This window comes from Lysobacter sp. CA199 (assembly GCF_052078715.1).
GTDB lineage: Bacteria > Pseudomonadota > Gammaproteobacteria > Xanthomonadales > Xanthomonadaceae > Lysobacter.
The window spans coordinates 1-17,283 of record NZ_JBQJIL010000013.1 but is presented as its reverse complement, the minus strand read 5'-3'; the positions used below and the strand labels follow the sequence as shown (position 1 = coordinate 17,283).

Sequence of the window (17,283 nt, the reverse complement as noted above, 5' to 3'; positions counted from 1 at the left end):
GTCCGCGCTTCGGCCGGCGCCGCGCCCGCCCGGTGGCATAATCGCGGCGAGCGCGGCCCGGCACAGCGGCCTTTCATTCGGCAGGATCGGTGCATGAAACACGTTGATCACATCCTGATCGTCGACGACGATCGCGACATCCGCGAGATGGTCGCCGACTATCTGCACAAGAACGGACTGCGCGCCAGCACCGCCGCCGACGGCCGAGAGATGCGCGCGCTGCTCGACACCCAGGCGGTCGACCTGATCGTGCTCGACGTGATGATGCCCGGCGAAGACGGCCTGGTGCTGTGCCGCAACCTGCGCGCCGGCAAGCACCGCTCGATTCCGGTGCTGATGCTGACCGCGCGCGACGACGCCACCGACCGCATCATCGGCCTGGAAATGGGCGCCGACGATTACGTGGTCAAGCCGTTCTCGGCGCGCGAACTGTTGGCGCGGATCAACGCGGTGATCCGGCGCACGCGCATGCTGCCGCCGAACCTGCAGATCAGCGAAGCCAGCCGCCTGCTCGCTTTCGGCCAATGGCGCCTGGACACCACCGCGCGCCACCTGCTCGATCCGCAGGACACCGCCGTCGCGCTCAGCGGCGCCGAGTTCCGTCTGTTGCGGGTGTTCCTCGATCATCCCCAACGCGTGCTCAGCCGCGACCAGTTGCTGAGTCTGACCCAGGGCCGCGATGCGGAGCATTTCGACCGCTCCATCGATCTGCTGGTGAGCCGCCTGCGCCAGCGCCTGCAGGATGGCGCGCGCGAACAAACCTACATCAAGACCGTGCGCAGCGAGGGCTATGTGTTCTCCATGCCCGTCACCTTGGTCGGCGACGAGGCATGAGCGCGCACGTAGCCGGTTCCAAATGGCTGCCGCGCAGCATCGCCTCGCGGCTGTACCTGATCCTGTTCGCCGGCCTGCTGTTGGCGCACGGATTGTCGTTCGGACTGTTGTTCTACGAGCGTTACGTCACCGCCACCTCGATGATGCTCGGCAATCTGGAGCAGGACGTGATCACCTCGGTCGCAGTGCTCGACCGCATTCCCGCCTCCGAGCGCACGCAGTGGCTGCCGCAACTCAAGCGCCGCACCTACCGTTACGTGCTCGGCGCCGGCGAACCCGGCCAACCGCAATTGAGCGAGCGAGCGCAGAACATCACCCGGCTGATCGGCGCGGCGCTCGGCCCGCGCTTTCCGGTGCGCGCCGACACCATCTCGGTGCGGCCGGAACGCTTTCAAGTGCACCTCACCCTGAGCGACGGACAACCGCTGATCGTCGAAGTCACGCCCTCGACCATGCCGGTCGCGCAATGGCTGCCGTTCGTACTCGTCGCCCAGTTGGCGTTGTTGCTGCTGTGCGCCTGGTTCGCGGTGCGCCTGGCCACCAAGCCCCTGGCCTGGCTCGCCAGCGCGGCCGATTCGCTCAGTCCCAGCGGCGGCGGCGCGCCCTTGCAGGAAGGCGGTCCGACCGAAGTCGCCAAGGCGGTGTCGGCGTTCAACGCGATGCAGGACCGCATCGCTGCGTACCTGCGCGAACGCCTGCAGATCCTCGCGGCGATTTCGCACGACCTGCAAACCCCGATCACGCGCATGCGCCTGCGCACCGAAGCCATGGACGAATCGCCCGAACGCGACAAGCTGCTCGGCGATCTGGGCGAGATGGAGCATCTGGTGCGCGAAGGCGTCGCCTATGCGCGCAGCGCGCACGGCACGGCCGAAGCGGCGATCAAGCTCGATCTGGATGCATTCCTCGACAGTTTGGTCTGCGATTACCAGGACACCGGCAAAGCGGTCGCATTGAGCGGAAACCTCGGCGCGCCGATATTCACCCGCCCGCATGCGCTGCGCCGCATCGTCGGCAATCTGCTCGACAACGCGCTCAAGTACGCCGGCGCGGCCGAGCTCGAACTCGCACGCGTCGAGGGCGGCACTATCGACGGCGACACCCTTGAAATCCGCGTGCTCGACCGCGGCCCGGGCATCCCGGCGCACGAACTCGAAGCGGTGATGCAGCCGTTCTACCGCATCGAAGCCTCGCGCAACCGCGACAGCGGCGGCGCCGGCCTGGGCCTGGCGATCGCCCAGCAACTGTCGCTGTCGCTGGGCGCGACATTGACCCTGTCGCCGCGCGACGGCGGCGGCCTGCAAGCGATCCTGTCGCTGCCGCAGCGGCCCGGCTGAAGCGCGGCGCGGACCTCCGCGCTCAGGCCGACCACTGCAGCGCTTGCGGCGCCAGCGACGCCATGAAATCGCGCGCATCGAAGGTCGCTCCCGGCGCCCATACCCCGGCGCCGCGGCTGCGTCCGCTCACGATCCGCTCCAGCGCCTCCACCAGCAGCGGCGCGGTCACCGCGTAGATATCGCGCCCCTGCGCGCCGATCCTGCGCTCGCTGCCGTTGCGACGCGCGCTGACCTCGATGGCGAACACCTGCGACGAACGACCGCTGTCGTCGACGGCGACCGGCGGCGGCGTATCCGGATTGCGGATATCGCGCAGCGGCGTCAGATTGAGGAAGGAGTCGACGCGGTCTATTCGCAGATGCCGCGAGATCAACGACATTTCGCTGAACGGCACCGCGACCATCTCCTGCTCGCCGAACGCCCCGTCGAAGGTCCACGCGCGCTGCGCCGGCGGATCGGCCAACGGTTGCAGAACGCCGTCGGCGATCACCACGCGCCGCGCGGTGTTGCGGCGGCCGGTGATCCGGCTGCCTTCGGTGGGATGCCAACTGTCCAGCGCGATCGCGATGTCGACGCAGTCCGCCTCGCTCCAGCCCTCCATCGCCACGCTGACCAGCAGATCGGCCAGTCCGCCATAGAAGGCCATCGCGGGCACGATCGCGATGCCCGCACGCACCGCGGCTTCGGCGTGGCGTTCGAACACCGCGAGCACCGGCTGTTGCTCGGCCGCGGGATCCAGGTAATGCACGCCCGCGCGCAACGCCGCCTCGATGACCGGTTCTGCGGTCTCGCTGAAAGGACCGGCGCAGTTGAAGACCGCCACCGTGCCCTGCAACGCGCGGTCGAGCGAGCGCGGATCGTCCACCGACGCCACCCGTACGGTGCTGCGCGGGTACGCCGCCGCCAAGGCATTCAAGCGCCCCGGATCGCGCCCCGACAGCACCGGCTCCCAGCCGCGCTCGAGCAAACGGGCGATCACGAAACGCCCGGTATGCCCGTAAGCGCCGAACACGCAGACGCGGCGGTTGGCGATGTCGCGGGCGGCGACGGGCGTAGCGGTCGGATCGGTTTGCATAAACGCGTTCTCCTGAGGGCCTTGTGGCCAGGCCTCATGAGACAACGCGCCGCTCGCCGCCGCTGTCGAAATCTTTAGTGGCTGAAATTTCCAGTTACCGTCGTCGCAAGAATCCGCGCTCGCGCCGGACCGCGCGGCGAGCGCGACCCGGAGGCGCGACGCTTACTCCATCGAGTGCAGGCCGAAGGTATTGCCCTCGGTGTCGTTGAGCAGCGCGGCGAATCCGTAGCGGCGTTACATTTCCCCGGCCAGTGCACCATCCGGCAGCGCCGGCTCGCGTTTCTCACCGCGGAACGCGAGCAGGATCGAGGGAATAAACAGCAGATCGAACAACACCGCGATCAGAATCGTCACCGACGCCATCAAGCCCATCCAGGCGTTGATCTGGAAGCCGGAGAACGCCAGGCAGGCGAAGCCCGACGACAGCGCGAGGGTCATCGCGATCATGCCCGGACCGACGATCTCGAACGCGCCGCGCACCGCCGCTTCAGCCGACAGGCCTTCCTCGCGCCGCAAGCGCGAATAGGTCGTGAGCATGTGGATGGTGTCGTCGACGACGACGCCGAAGGTCACCGACGCCACCGTCGCCACCGCCATGCCGACTTCGCCGTTGACCAGGGCCCATGCGCCCAGGGTCGCCAGCGACGGCACGAAGTTCGCGATGGTGCCGATGATGCTCAGGCCGATCGAGCGGAATGCGATCAGGAAGATCAGCCACACCACCAGCACGCCGCTGAACACGCCCTTGAGCATTTCTTGGATGTTGCGATTGCCGATATGCGCGAACAACAGCGAGGTGCCGGTGCCGCGCGCCGACGCGGCGATCAACGGCGTGTTGTGCTCGGCCCAGGCCTGCGCGCGCGCTTGCAGATCGGCCATCGCCGCGGTCGACATATCGTCGAGATTGACCGACAAACGGCTGCTGCGCTTGTCGGCCGTGAGCTGGTTCTTCAGATCGGTGCCGAACGGCAGCGACATCTCGTACAGAGCCAGATACTGCGCCGAGGTGTCGCGCGATTCGGGCAACCGATACTGCGACTGGTCGCCTCCGTTCATGGCCCGGTTGACGGTCTTCATGATGTCCGGCAAACCGTGCACATGGGTCACGCCAGGCTGGGTGCGCAGCCATTGCGCGAAGCGATCGACCTGCAGCAGATAGTCGTTGCGGGCGATGCCATCGGCTTCGCCGGCATCGAGCGAGAACTCCAGGGTATAAAAGCCGCCGAGTTCCTGATTGAGCCGGTCGGTGGCCTGACGGAAGCTGTAGCTGTCGTCGAAATAGCGCACGTAGCGATCGTCGAGGCGATTGGTGAACGCGAACGCGCTCAGAGTCGCCGCCGCCACGACCACCACCGCCAGCACTTGCCGCGGACGCTTCATCACCATGCCGGCGACGCGGATGCTCAGGGTTTCGGCCGGCAAGGTCTTGGCCGATCCCTTCCACGGCAGCACACACAGCAGCGCCGGCAGGAAGGTCACCGTCAACGCCCAGGTCAGCACCGAGCCCAGGGCGACGATGATGCCCAGATGGGCGAACGGCGGCACCGCGCTGAACACCAGCGACAGGAACCCGATCGAGGTGGTGATCGTGGTCAACGTGACCGGCCACCAGCACTCGGTCAACACTTCGCGCACTGCGTCGCGGCGGCTCAGGCCTTCGCGGCGCAGGCGCATCATGCCCGAGCACAGATGGATGCAGTCGCAGCAGGCGATGGTCAGAATGATGTTGGGCGCGATCACGCTCGGCGAGGACAACGGCACGCCGAGCAAGGCGGCGGTGCCCAGGGCGCTCAGGGTGCCCAAGGTGATCACGCACAAGGTCGCCAGCGCGCCGGCGGCCGAGCGCAGCACGAACACGATGATGCCCAGCAGCACCAGCACCATCGCCGGCAGCAACACCGAGCTGTCGAAGGTGCTGGCCTCGACGAAGGCATGATCGAGCGCGATCGAGCCCGACAGTCCCACTTCAAGATCGGGATGGCGCTTGGCGAAGTCTTCGACGAGTTTCTTGCCGGCGGTCATCGCGGTCAGCGTCTGGTCCGACACGGTCTTTGGATCGAAGCGGAAGTTCACCGCGACCAAGCCCAATCGCGCGTCGCCGGCCAGCATCCGCCCGACCAACAGCGGTTCCTTCAAGGCCTCGCTCTTGAGCCGCGCCGCATCCTGGTCGCTGAGACGATCGCCCGAGCGAGCGAGCTGGTCGATCTGGATATCGTCGCCGACCGCCAGGGCGCGTTGGAAATTGGTCAACGAATCGACTCGTTTGACGTCGGGCAATTTCCACGCCGCGTCGGTGAGCTCGTTGATCGCGGCCAGGCGTTTGGCGGTGAACAGATCGCCGTCGCGCGCGCCGACCACGAACACCAAGGTATCGTCGCGACCGTAGGTGGCCTCGAACTTGTCGAGCGCCAGCAAGTCCGGATTGGTCTGCGCGAAGAACACCCGGCTGTCGCTGCGGAACGTCAGTTGCGCCATGCCGGCGCTGAGCGCGGCGGCGAACAACACCGAGCCCAGCAATACCCACCAGGGATGACTGGTGACCCAGGCCGCATAGGCCCGCAACAACGCCTGCATGCGGCCGACAGGCCGATGCCGCGAAGCGTCGTGATTGGCTGAACTTTTGCTGCTCATCCTTGCGATCCCGTGATGGTTGCTATGGTGGATAGTGGTCGTGACGAGCGGTCAGAAATACCAGGCGAAACCGATCTTCATATGGGTGTCGCGCTCGAAACCGCGCAGGGCCGGATCGCGCTGCGCATCGAACGCCTTGATCAACGACAGCGACAGAACCGCATCGCCGAACACGCGCCGCTGGGCGCGCGCATCGAGCAGATTGGAATGACGCTGCAAGTCGTAGGTGCTGCGCAGTTCCAGCACGGTGTCGTGAGCGTCGTTGCAGGTGTAGCGCGCGCCGATGAAGACATCGCGTTGGAACGGCGTCAACGGCGCGTCGGCGCTGCGGGTATCGGCGTAGTACTCGGCGTACAAGGCCAGATCGCCAGCGCCGCCGGCGAACTTGCTGAAGCCGGTTTCCATGCCGACTCCGCCGCCCCAGAAATCATCGGTGCCGCCCTGCTGGTGGATCAATTCGGCCTTGAACACGCTGTCGCCGGCCACGTACTGCGCTTCCAGCCCGGTCTGGCCGATGCGTTCGTACACGGCGCGGAAACCGCGCAGGCCATTGCGCCCGGCCAGTGGTTGCAACACCGGTTCGCGCGATGGGCCAGCGTATTGCGAGACGGCCAGATCCAACGAGCCGAGGCGGAACTTCGCCCGCATCGCCAGACCTGGCGCCCAGCGCCCGCGTTCGAAGGCTTCCTCGACGATCGGCGCCGGCAACGCACGCAGACGATCTTCGTCTTCGGCGTAGCGGCGACCGCGCGCATAGGTCGTGGCATAGAACGACAGCAGCGTGTTCTGAAGTTGCAAATTAGCGACTGCGCCGGGCTGGCCCAGCTTCACGTCGCCTTGGAAGTCCTCGGCCAGGTCGCGCTGGTTGATGATATCGACCGGGTTCCAGGCCTCCAGCACGCCCCAGGTTTCGGCCAGCACGCCCAGTTTCCATTCGGTCTTGCCGCTGTCCCAGCGCACCGTCGCCTGGCGCACGTCGCCGCTCGCCTCATGCGACCCGCGCGGCGCCAGTCGCCCGAACAGATCCAGATCGAAACGCACCCCACCCTGCGCCTGCCCCGAGGCGTTGAGGCTGACATAGGCCGAACCTTGGGTGCGATCGCGATCCTGATCGGCAAAAGCCGGCGCATCGGCGTACACGCGCGCCTCGCCGCCGACCGCGCCGCGCAGACTCGCGGCGTGCGCGGCGTGCGCGGCGGGCGCGGCGGGCGTCAGCGACAGCATCGCCGCGCAGGCCAGCCAACCGGCCGGCGTCGGCGCCTGCCTCATCGCGACCAGGACTCCATGCGTGCGTCGGTCAAGTCGCCGGCCTTCAAACCGATCTTGAAGCGATACTGGTCCCAGGAGATTTCCGACACCGCCTTGTCGAGCAGATTGGTCATGACGATACGGCTCGGGCGCCAGAACTTGCCGTCGAACTTCTGATAGCCGTGGAAATCCAGGCGCTTGAGTTCGCGCCCGCTCTTGTCGAAATAGACGATGCGCACCGGCTGCCAGATGCGCGGATCGATCGTCTCGACCAACTTGGAATAGCCCGAATACTCGTACTTGGGCAGATTGGCGATGGTGTGGCAGGTCGCCTTAGGCTCGCCGCAGGGCTCGTCGCGGACGAACTCGTAGTCGTAGTTGGCCAGTTCCCAAGTCGCGATGTCCTCGTAGGAGAACTCCGAGCCGGCGAACGAACCGGTCTTGTCGCGCGCCGCCAGACGCTTGACCCGCTTGGCCGCGGGCAGATAGATCCACTGGTCGTCCGGTGCGCCGGCATTGGTGAAAGTCAGCGAGACGAAGCCGGCCAGATCGCGCGGCTGCGAGAACACGACCAGACGCTTGTCGCCGCCGTCGCGCACCTCCAGCGTGTTCATCTCGAAACTGCGCTCGGCGGTGGCGCCGCCGGGACGGCGCAGGGTCATGCGGCCGTTGACCACATAGTCGGCGAAACCGGCGTCGTTGCGATCGACGGTGCCGGCGATTTCGCGGCCTCGCTTGATCTGCTCGGAGACCGGCGCGGTCGCGGCGGGCTTGCCGGCATCCGCGGCGAGCGCCGGCTGGACCGAGGCCAAGACGGCGAGCGCGATCAGCGCGGCCGCGTTGAGCGTCCTTTTCATGTTGGTTCCTTATCGAGGGGGAGACAAAGTCGGTTACGGGATTCAGGTGGGCTCGGCCGTGCCAGGTTCGAGCCGCCGCATTCGCGAATGCTCAAGCTGCGTCGGCGGCGACATGCGCCGCGAGCAGGTCCAACGTGCGCTCGAACATCGACGCATCGTGTTCGGCGCTGATGAAGCAGCGCAGGCGCGCGGCATCGCGAGGCACCACCGGGTGCATCACCGCATGCGCGACGACACCGTTCTCCAGCAGCATCGACATCAGCTGCAAGGCGCTCTCGTCCTGAATCATCAACGGCACGATCGGCACGCCGGCCAGGCAAGTGCGCGCATCCAGGCCGCGTTCCAGCGCCATTTCGCGGAAGCGCCGCGCATTGTGCTGCAGGCGCACGACGCGCTCGGGCTCGGCCCGCGCCAAGCGCACCGCGGCCAGCGCCGCGGCGGTGTTGGCCGGGCTGATGCCGGTGCTGTAGAGCAACAGGCCGGGACAGAAGTGATGCAGCAGTTCGATCAACTCGCGCTTTCCGGCCAGGAAGCCGCCGCAGCTGGCGAAACTCTTGGACAAGGTGCCGACGACAAGATCGATTTCGCTGGTGTCGATACCGAAGTGCTCGCACACCCCGCGCCCGGTCGCGCCGACTGTGCCGCAGGAATGGGCCTCGTCGACCATCAGCCACGCGCCGTGCTTGTTCTTGATTTCGACCGCGCGCGGCAGGTCGATCAGATCGCCATCCATGCTGTAAGCGCCTTCGACCAGAATCAAGGCGCGCCGGTACTGGCCGCGATTTTCGCCGAGCAGACGGTCCAGCGCGTCCATGTCGTTGTGCGGGAACGCTATCCGACGCGCGCCCGACATCACCGCGCCCATGACGCCGCTGTTGTGCATGTACTCGTCGTGCAGGATCAGATCCCGGCGATCGAGCAGATAGCCCACCGCCGAGACATTGGCGCTGTAGCCGCCGACGCCGACGCTGACCGCCTCGAAGCCGGTGAACTCGGCCAGCTCGGCTTCCAGTTGCGCGTGCAACTCGATCTCGCCGCCCACCATGCGCGCCGCGCCGGCGTGGCAGCCGTAACGGTCGATCGCATCGTGCACCGCGTGCTTGACCCGCACGTCGTGCGACAAGCCCAGGTAGTTGTAGTTCGAATAGGTCACGTAGTCCCGGCCGGCGATACGCAGGCCGCCGGTGACCTCGCCGCTGCGCGGCAGGAAGTACGGATTGCGAAGACCGCTGCCTTCGCGGTACAGCGAGCGCAGGCGTTCGAGCAAGGCATGTTCGGGGTAATCGGTGACGCTCGGCGGCAGCATGCTCTGCGCCGCAGGCGGGACCGGCGCGTTGTTTGCGATGCCGGAGCGCACTTTGCCGAGTAGCGCGTCCAGTGCGGCTTTGGAAGTAGTGGACATTGAAGTCGTCCTTGGCTGGTTGAAGGTCGGAAGGTCAGGCCGCTTGCAGTTCGGCGTCGGTCGCGGCGTATTTGCCGCGAATGTCCGCCAAGGCGCGATCGGCCAGCTTGGCGATGGTCGCTGCGCCGAGCAGTTCGATCACCGAGTAGCTGACGCCGAGTTTCTGGTCGAGCCGGATCTGGATCTCGGTCGACATCAGCGAATCCACTCCGAACGAGTCGAACGATTGCTCTGGCTTGAGCCGATCGGCGCTGGTCTTGAGTCCCGCCGCCACGACTTCGGCGATCAGTTCTTGCAAGATCGGGCGCGCACCGCCGTCTTCCAGACCGCCCAATGCGGTATGCAGTTGTTCGATCAGCGACGCATCGCCGGCTTGCGCCGCGCGACTGGCCGCAACCAGTTCGACGAAGGCCGCAGACGCACCACCGACGCTTTCGTACGCGGCCCACTTCTCCCAGGCGATCTGTTCGGAAATCGCGACCTGCGCCAATTGCTTGGTCAGCGCGCGGCCCAGGCCGCGCAACGCGATCTGCACATCGAGCGGGGTCAGACCGATCTGGCTCAGGTGCTGGCCGACGCGGGCATCGCCTTCGAGCATGCCGACACCGGCGATGGCGCCGAAGTTGACGCTCAGCGCCGGCAGTCCTTGCGAGCGTCGCAGCTGTGCCAGACCGTCGAGGAATCCGTTGGCGGCGCAGTAATTGGCCTGACGGCTGTTGCCGACCAGGTTGGCGATCGAGGAAAACAGCACGAACTGCTCCAACGGCGCGCCGACCTTGTGCGCGGCCTCATGCAGCGCCCATGCGCCGCCGGCCTTCGGCCGCAGCACGCGTTGCACGTGCACCGGATTCATGTCGCCGAGCAGATGGTCCTCCAACACGCCGGCCGCGTGGTAGATCCCCAGCAGCGGCGCCTTGGGCTTGTGCAGTTCGCGGACCAGTTGCAGCACTGCCTGGGGCACGGCGATGTTGACCGCGTGCGCGGTGGCCTCGGCGCCGAGCGCGCGCAGTTCTTCGATCAGTTCGGCCGCGCCCGGCGTGTCGCCGCCACGGCGGCCGACCAAGGCGATGCGGCCGGCGCCGTTGCGCGCCAACCAGCGCGCGACCTCGCGCCCCAGACCGCCGAAGCCGCCGGTCAACAAGTAGGTGCCGTCGCGGCGCAGTTGCGGCAGATCGGACGCATCGGCGTCGAATTCGCGCGTGTCCTCGGCGATTTCGACCGCGATCCAGTCGCCGCCGAATTCGGCCGCGGCGTCGCTGCCGATGCGAAGCAGATCGGCGAAACCGATGCTCGCATCCAAGCCCGGCGACGGTTCGTCCTCGGCCAACACCTCGCGCAGCGCCTGACGGTACGACTCGCTGCCATGCAGGCTGTCGAGATCGTTGCGCAGCCGCACCAGGCGGTCGCAATGCGCAGGCAGGGCGAACGGCGCTGTGTCGTGGCCGAGTTCGATCAGCTGCCCGCCCTTGGCGAGCGCGAAGAAGCCGACCTGGCGGCTCCACTCCGACAGCGACACCGCAATCAGGTCGTAGCCGCGGCAATGCGCGACGCGGTCCCAATCCGACAAGTCCGCGGCCACCCGCGCTACCTGGACGCCGACGACGCTCAAACGCCGCGCCAAGGCATCGCCGAAGACGCCGTGAGCGATCAGGGCGCGTTGACCCGGCTGCGGCGCGCAGGTCGCGACGATCGCCGCCGCGCGGGCTTCGACCGGGGCGATCAGCGCCGAGCGCGTGTGCGCCTGAGTGACCGCTTCGAGCACGCACTCGGCGTCGCTTACCACCAATGCGTTCGACAAGCGGCGCGGCACCAGGCCGGCGACGCGATCGCCGACGACGAAGCGGTTGGCGTCGCGACCGGCACGGACGATGGTACCGATCACGCCGACCGGGTCGGATTCATGACCCAATTGGAGGCCCAGACGCTCCACGCGCAATTCGTAGGCATCGTCGGCCAGCGACTGCTGCGGCAGCAATTGCGCCGAGTAAGCGAAGGCATGATGGCTCAGCTCCACCGCCGGCGAGGTCGTGCCACCGGCCGGCAAGCGCAGCGGCTGTTGCAGTACGCCGCTCTGCAGCATCACAGCCCCGTAACGCGCATCGTCGCGCAGCGCGATTTCGTCGACGGTTTGATCGGTCAGGGCTTCGTCGAAGACCCGTTGCGCCAGCGCGTCGGCGTCGGCAGCGGCGATATCGATGGAGGCCGCATCCAGCGAGGCGTATTCGTTGCGGACCACACGGATGAAACCGGCGACCGCGGTCTGCGCGGGGGCGACGCGTTCATCGTCGCCCAGGCGCTGCGCATCGCGGGTCACCACTCGCAGCGACAAGGGCCGCGACTGCGCCGCGAGGGCTTGCACCGCGAGCAGCATCTCGGCGATTTCGTCTTCGCCGGTGACATCCATGTCGGCGCCGCGACCGGCCCAGGCCAGGCCGAGCACGTGCGAAACCTCGTTCAAGCGCGGATGTCCGGCCAACTCGCTCCAGGCGCAGCGATCCACCGCGACATCCTGCCGCGCGGCGATCTGTTCCAGCAGCTGCGCCAAGGCATCGCCCGGATGCGCGGCGATCAGCAAACGCCGAACCGTTCCGCGCCCGGCGACGCGTTCGCCGAGCAGTTTCCACACCCGCTGGTAATCGCCGGCCGGGAAACCGTCGGCCTTGCCGCGGCCGTGCAGAGAACGGCACACCAGGCCTTCGATACGCGCCAACGGCGTGCCGGCGCGATCGCTGAGTTCTAAATCGCAAACGATCTGCGCCGCGCTGCGTTCGCTGATGCGCGTGCGGCAGACGATGGTCTCCGGCAGCGGCGCATACACTTCCAGTGCTTTCAGCGACACCGGCAGATACGCGCCTTCGCTGGCGTGCATCAGGGTCAATGCGGTCTGGAAGCAGCCGTCGAGCAGCGAGGGATGCAGGATGTAGGCTTCGGTGCCCTCGCCCGCGATCTGCGGCCGGGTCAGTTCGGCTTCGGCGACGCCGTGGGCGCGATCACGGCGCAACGCCACGATCGGACGGAACGCCGGTCCGTACTGCAAGGACAGATCGTGCAGATCGACGTACAGCGCTTCGGGATCGAGGGTTTCGACGCCTTCGCCTTGCGGCGCGTCGATCGTCGCCACGATCGAGCGGCCGCTGTACGGATGGATCGACGCCTCGGTGTGCAGCAGCGATACGCCGTGCACACTGGCATCACGCGAATACAAGCCGGCGCGATGGGTGGTCGGATCGAAGCGCACGTCCAGGCGCAGGGCGCGGTCGTGATCGAGGATCAACGCCTGGTGGATGTGCACGTCGCGCACGCACAGACCGGCGCTGTCGGGCCAACGGCGGCGGCCTTCCTCGCACAGCGCTTCCAGATAGCCGGCGGCGGGCATGATCGCCGAACCGTCGACGACGTGATCGAACAAATAATTGAGCCGGCGCAGGTTCAGGTCGGCGCCGCCTTCGGACGCGCTCAGCGGGGCCTGCTGCACGTCGAGACGGTCGCGACTTTGCCACGAGGCCTCGCGCCACAACGGCTGGCGCTGCCAGGGATAGGTCGGCAACTGCAACTGGCGGCCGCGCGGCGTGCGCGCCTGCCAATCGACGGCGCCGCCGTGGGTGTAGATCTCGCACAGGCTGCGGCGCAGCGAAGCGGTCTCGGGCTTGTTCATCCACAAGGTCGAGGCGATGCGGGTCTCGACGTTGCGCGCGGCGCTGATTTCCTCCAGCGAACGGCGCAGCACCGGGTGCGGGCCGACTTCGACGAACAGGGTATAGCCGTCGTCGATCATGGCGGTTATCGCATCGGCGAAGTAGACCGGGTTGCGGACGTTGTCGCACCAGTACTCGGCGTCGAAGCCGCGCTCGCTGCCGCCTTCGCCGATCAGACCGCCGGTGACGGTCGAATACAACGCGGTCTCGGGCCGGTTCGGACGCAGGCTGGCGAGCTTCTCGCAGATTTCCGGCTTCAACGGCTCCATCAACGGGCTGTGGTACGGCACTTCGACATCAAGCGCGCGAGCGAAGATCTTGTTGGCCTCGGCGGCCGCGCGAATGGCTTCGAGCGCGTCGCGGTCGCCGGCCACGGTCACGCTGCGCGGTGAGTTGATCGCCGCCAGCGACACCAGACCGCCGTGGGGCGCGATCGCTTCGGCCGCGTCCTGCGCCGACAAACCCAGCGCCAGCATGCCGCCGGTGCCGGCGGTGGTGGCCTGGATGCGGCTGCGTTCGCGGCTGACCAGCAGCGCTTCTTCCAGCGACAACATGCCCGAGGCCCAGCTCGACGCGACTTCGCCGACCGAATGGCCGACCACGGCGTCGGCGACGATGCCTTCGGCGCGCAGCGCCTGGGTCAATCCGATCTGGATCATCAGATTCGCCGGCTGGGCGAACTCGGTGCGCTTGATGCGCGAATCGATTTCGTCGCGGGTCATCTCTTCCAGGATCGAGAACCCAGCGATGCGAGTGAACAAGGCATCGGCCTGTTCCAGCGTGTCGCGGAACACGGCGTTCTCGCGCAGCAGTTCGCGACCCATCGCCCACCACTGCGGGCCCATGCCGGTGTAGACGAAGGCGATGCGCGGATCGGCGGTGAACGGGCGCGCGCCTTCGACACCGGCCGCGGTTTCCTCGCCTGCCGCGAACTGGCGCAAGGCCATCGCCAGCTGATCGCGGTCCTCGCCCCACACCGCCAGACGATGACTCATGTGAGTGCGGCGCACGCCGGCGGTGAACAGCAGATCGTCGAGGGCCGGCGCTTGCGGCGATTCCAGCATCTCGGCGAGTTGGCGCGCACGCGCGCGCAAGGCTTGCGGATCGCGCGCCGACAGCGGCAGCAGCTTGACCGACGTCGTATCCGCCGGAGCGTCGCTCTGCGACGTGTCGGATTGCGGGTAAGAACCGATGATGACGTGCGCGTTGGTGCCGCCGTAACCGAAGGAGTTGATCGCGATGCGGCGTTCGCCCTCGCCTGCGCCGAGCGCGAGGGTCTCGCGCGGCAAGCGTACTTCCTTGGGAATTTCCGGATTGACCTGTTCCAGCCCGGCGACCGGCGGCACCAGTTTGTGCCGCAGCATCATCACCGACTTGATCACGCTGGCGACGCCAGCGGCGGCTTCCAGGTGGCCGATGTTGGCCTTGACCGAACCGACTACGCAATCGCCGTCGCGGCCGTAGACATCGGCGATCGCGCGGGTTTCGCGCGGGTCTCCGACCGGCGTGCCGGTGCCGTGAGCTTCGATGTAATCGACCTCGCTCGCCGTGCAGCCGCTTTGCACCAACACTTTTTCCATCAAGGCGCGCTGCGCTTCAGGATTGGGCACGGTGATGCCGCTGGTACGGCCGTCCTGATTGACGCCGGCGCCGTCGACGATGGCGAAAATTTCGTCGCCGTCGCGCAATGCGGCGTCGAGATCCTTGAGCACTACCACGCCGCCGCCTTCGCCGCGGCCGTAACCGTCGGCGCGCGCGTCGAAGCTCTTGGACCGGCCGTCCTTGGCCAGGAACCGGCCCTTGGACATGGCGATGGTGTACTCCGGGCGCAGGATGAAGTTCGCGCCGCCGACCAAGGCGGTTTCGCACTGGCCGGTCAGGATCGAAGTCACGCCCTGGGCGAAAGCGACCAGCGACGACGAGCACGCGGTGTCGAGCGACAGGCTCGGCCCGCAGAAATCGAATGCGTACGAGACCCGATTGGACAGCATCGTCAAGGTCGCGCCGGCCGCACTGTGCGAGCCGATCGCATCGCGCGCGCCGGCGCCGAACTGATTCAACAGATGATCGACGGTGAAACCGCCGACGAACACGCCGGTCTGCGAGCCGGCCAACGCCTCGACATCGAGGCCGGCGTTCTCCATCGCTTCCCAGCTCAACTCCAGCAGCAGGCGCTGCTGGGGGTCGAGGAACTCCACTTCGCGCGGCGAGAAGTGGAAGAAGTCGGCGTCGAAGCCGCGGTAGTCGTAATCCCTGAGGAAATGACCGAAGCAGACATAGGCCTTGCCGGCGACATCGCGTTCGTTGAGGAATTTATCGACCGCCCAACGGTCCTCGGGCACCGGCCCGACATAGTTCTGCCCTTGCAGGAGGTTGCGAAAGAAGCTTTCCGGCGTATTGGATTCGCCCGGAAAACGGCACGCCGCGCCGATCACCGCGACCTTCGCCACGCGGCCCGAGGCCGCCCGATTAGCCTTGATATCCATAACCTGAGAACCGTCCATTTCCGAATAAGTGAGTTGAAAGACCCCACGATCCGGCCCGATCGCTCCTCGCGCACTGCGACGTCTCCGCGGCGATTCGAGATCGCGCAGTGGGGCGTCGGCCGCGTGGAAAGTGACCGTGGGCGCGTTTGTGCGCCTGATTCCGATAGGTGTGGGGTCGTGCTTTTTTAAACAGATTCCGTTAGCGCAGTGCTCTTCCTTGTAGCGACGTGCGAATGGTCCCGCGCAAGCCGTGGCTCGCGTGTCGGGGCACGAAACAGTCAAACGCAAGTCGCTTTAAATACCGGACTTCATCGATGTTGCTCGAATGCAACACATCCCCCAATATCCATGTATTCGCTAGGCCTCCGATTCGTTCATCCCGATCTGCGGTGGCGCATGGACGATTCGCGCCTCGCATCGCCCACAAGAAATTCAATCGGGCGATCGAAGCGCGTACTGTCGGAGATGATTATTCGGCACGTCGATGACAAGCACCACAAGTGCGCATTTCAGTAGTGAGACGTAATTTCCAGTTGCTTCGACGCTTGAATACGCTTCATTGAGATGCTCATCGCATCGTGAGCGCATCGCACGTCATGAGACGTTGATTTTTTCGACAAGTAATCGACGCGAAACCGCGAATTCTCTGGAAAACCAGTAAATTCGCCGAAGTATGGTTTCGTGACTGCTCTCTGCCGAAAGATGTGCGCCAACTAGCGGGCGCTTTGTGGGATCCGTCGCGTTGCGACCGAAATAAGATCGTCATGCAACACGACCGCGACCGATCCGGCGACCGAGGTTGGCATGTCTCATGTTGAGATCAGGCGCCGACATGATCTGCGCATGCTCCGGACTCCTCGTTCGCAAGCGAGCTGCGTAATCAGTACGCGATGCCGAGGACGGCCTGCGCTATGTGCCTGGCAGTTCGACGCCAACCAATGTCAGCGCCTGTTCGCTTCGCTGCCGGCCCAGACCGATTGGAGTTCGCAGCGACAGATGATGTACGAGCGTCTGGTCGAGCTGCCGCGGCGGATGGCGTCGTACCGGCTGTGAGCGCTAACGGGAGTCAGCGGGGGCAATGCGCAGTGGTGGACCCAAGAGAATTCAAACCTGAAACCAGGTGCACCAGAGGTCGACGTCGAAAAAAACTGCGCTGAAGCCTGGTGCATCCTCAGCCGGCTCGCGGACAGTGGCGTCAGCAGACCCCGCGGCGCTGTGCGAGGACGACGGCCGTCGGTTCGCCTTCGTTGGAACCTATGGCTGCGGCGTACGGCAATGAAGACAGGGGTGAACGCATTGGTCCACCACGAACAGTAAATTAAACGCGGTAAAATCGACTGTTTAAAAAGTGTATGGCGGAGAGAGTGGGATTCGAACCCACGGAAGGTTTGACCCTTCGGCGGTTTTCAAGTATTCAGCGACCAGCTTTTACCTAGCCTCACGAAGCCTCCGTAAGTCTAATTTTCCTTTACGAATCATAACCTTAAAGTCGTTGCGTCTTTGTCGGAAGTTGTCCTACATTTGCGTGGACTGCTTACGCTGCACTTACGCGAGGACTTCAACGATGGCGAGACTCACCAAGTCCGTAGTGGATTGACTGGCCTGCGTTAACTGGTCCAGAAGTAAAGTTAGTTTAAGCGGCTAAACGTGGATGTGCACTTGCGTTGGCAGGCATGAAGGCCTCGGGCGCTGGTGGTCTGTAGTTCAAGGCGCTGTGC

The 17,283-nt window shown here is 65.9% G+C and carries 8 protein-coding genes; 2 read left to right on the top strand and 6 right to left on the bottom strand.

Annotated elements, in window-relative coordinates; translation table 11 throughout:
* The first annotated feature begins 93 nt into the window (after positions 1 to 93).
* Both ACTOWJ_RS22540 and ACTOWJ_RS22535 read left to right on the top strand, forming a co-directional pair.
* Positions 94 to 834: a response regulator gene (locus ACTOWJ_RS22540; RefSeq protein WP_441336864.1), complete on the top strand. Its 741-nt coding sequence runs from the start codon at positions 94 to 96 to the stop codon at positions 832 to 834.
* Complete coding sequence (locus ACTOWJ_RS22535) at positions 831 to 2,171, top strand: sensor histidine kinase (protein WP_441336863.1); 1,341 nt, start codon at positions 831 to 833, stop codon at positions 2,169 to 2,171. The genes ACTOWJ_RS22540 and ACTOWJ_RS22535 overlap by 4 nt, the downstream gene beginning before the upstream one ends.
* 22 nt (positions 2,172 to 2,193) lie before the next feature.
* Here ACTOWJ_RS22535 and ACTOWJ_RS22530 read toward each other — a convergent pair whose 3' ends face one another.
* The 6 genes from ACTOWJ_RS22530 to ACTOWJ_RS22505 all read right to left on the bottom strand — a co-directional run bounded on the left by ACTOWJ_RS22530 (position 2,194) and on the right by ACTOWJ_RS22505 (position 15,565).
* Positions 2,194 to 3,246, bottom strand: a complete 1,053-nt coding sequence (locus ACTOWJ_RS22530) for a saccharopine dehydrogenase family protein (RefSeq protein ID WP_441336862.1) — start codon at positions 3,244 to 3,246, stop codon at positions 2,194 to 2,196.
* A gap of 234 nt (positions 3,247 to 3,480) precedes the next feature.
* Entirely contained in the window at positions 3,481 to 5,877 is a 2,397-nt protein-coding gene (locus ACTOWJ_RS22525) for an efflux RND transporter permease subunit (protein WP_441336861.1), read from the bottom strand.
* A 51-nt stretch (positions 5,878 to 5,928) separates the two neighbouring features.
* On the bottom strand, positions 5,929 to 7,146 hold the full coding sequence (locus ACTOWJ_RS22520; RefSeq protein ID WP_441336860.1) for a hypothetical protein: 1,218 nt from the start codon (positions 7,144 to 7,146) through the stop codon (positions 5,929 to 5,931).
* Positions 7,143 to 7,982: an outer membrane lipoprotein-sorting protein gene (locus ACTOWJ_RS22515; protein ID WP_441336859.1), complete on the bottom strand. Its 840-nt coding sequence runs from the start codon at positions 7,980 to 7,982 to the stop codon at positions 7,143 to 7,145. The genes ACTOWJ_RS22520 and ACTOWJ_RS22515 overlap by 4 nt, the downstream gene beginning before the upstream one ends.
* A gap of 91 nt (positions 7,983 to 8,073) precedes the next feature.
* Positions 8,074 to 9,384: an aminotransferase class I/II-fold pyridoxal phosphate-dependent enzyme gene (locus tag ACTOWJ_RS22510; RefSeq protein WP_441336858.1), complete on the bottom strand. Its 1,311-nt coding sequence runs from the start codon at positions 9,382 to 9,384 to the stop codon at positions 8,074 to 8,076.
* A gap of 34 nt (positions 9,385 to 9,418) precedes the next feature.
* On the bottom strand, positions 9,419 to 15,565 hold the full coding sequence (locus tag ACTOWJ_RS22505; protein WP_441336857.1) for an SDR family NAD(P)-dependent oxidoreductase: 6,147 nt from the start codon (positions 15,563 to 15,565) through the stop codon (positions 9,419 to 9,421).
* Between the last annotated feature and the right edge of the window lie 1,718 nt (positions 15,566 to 17,283).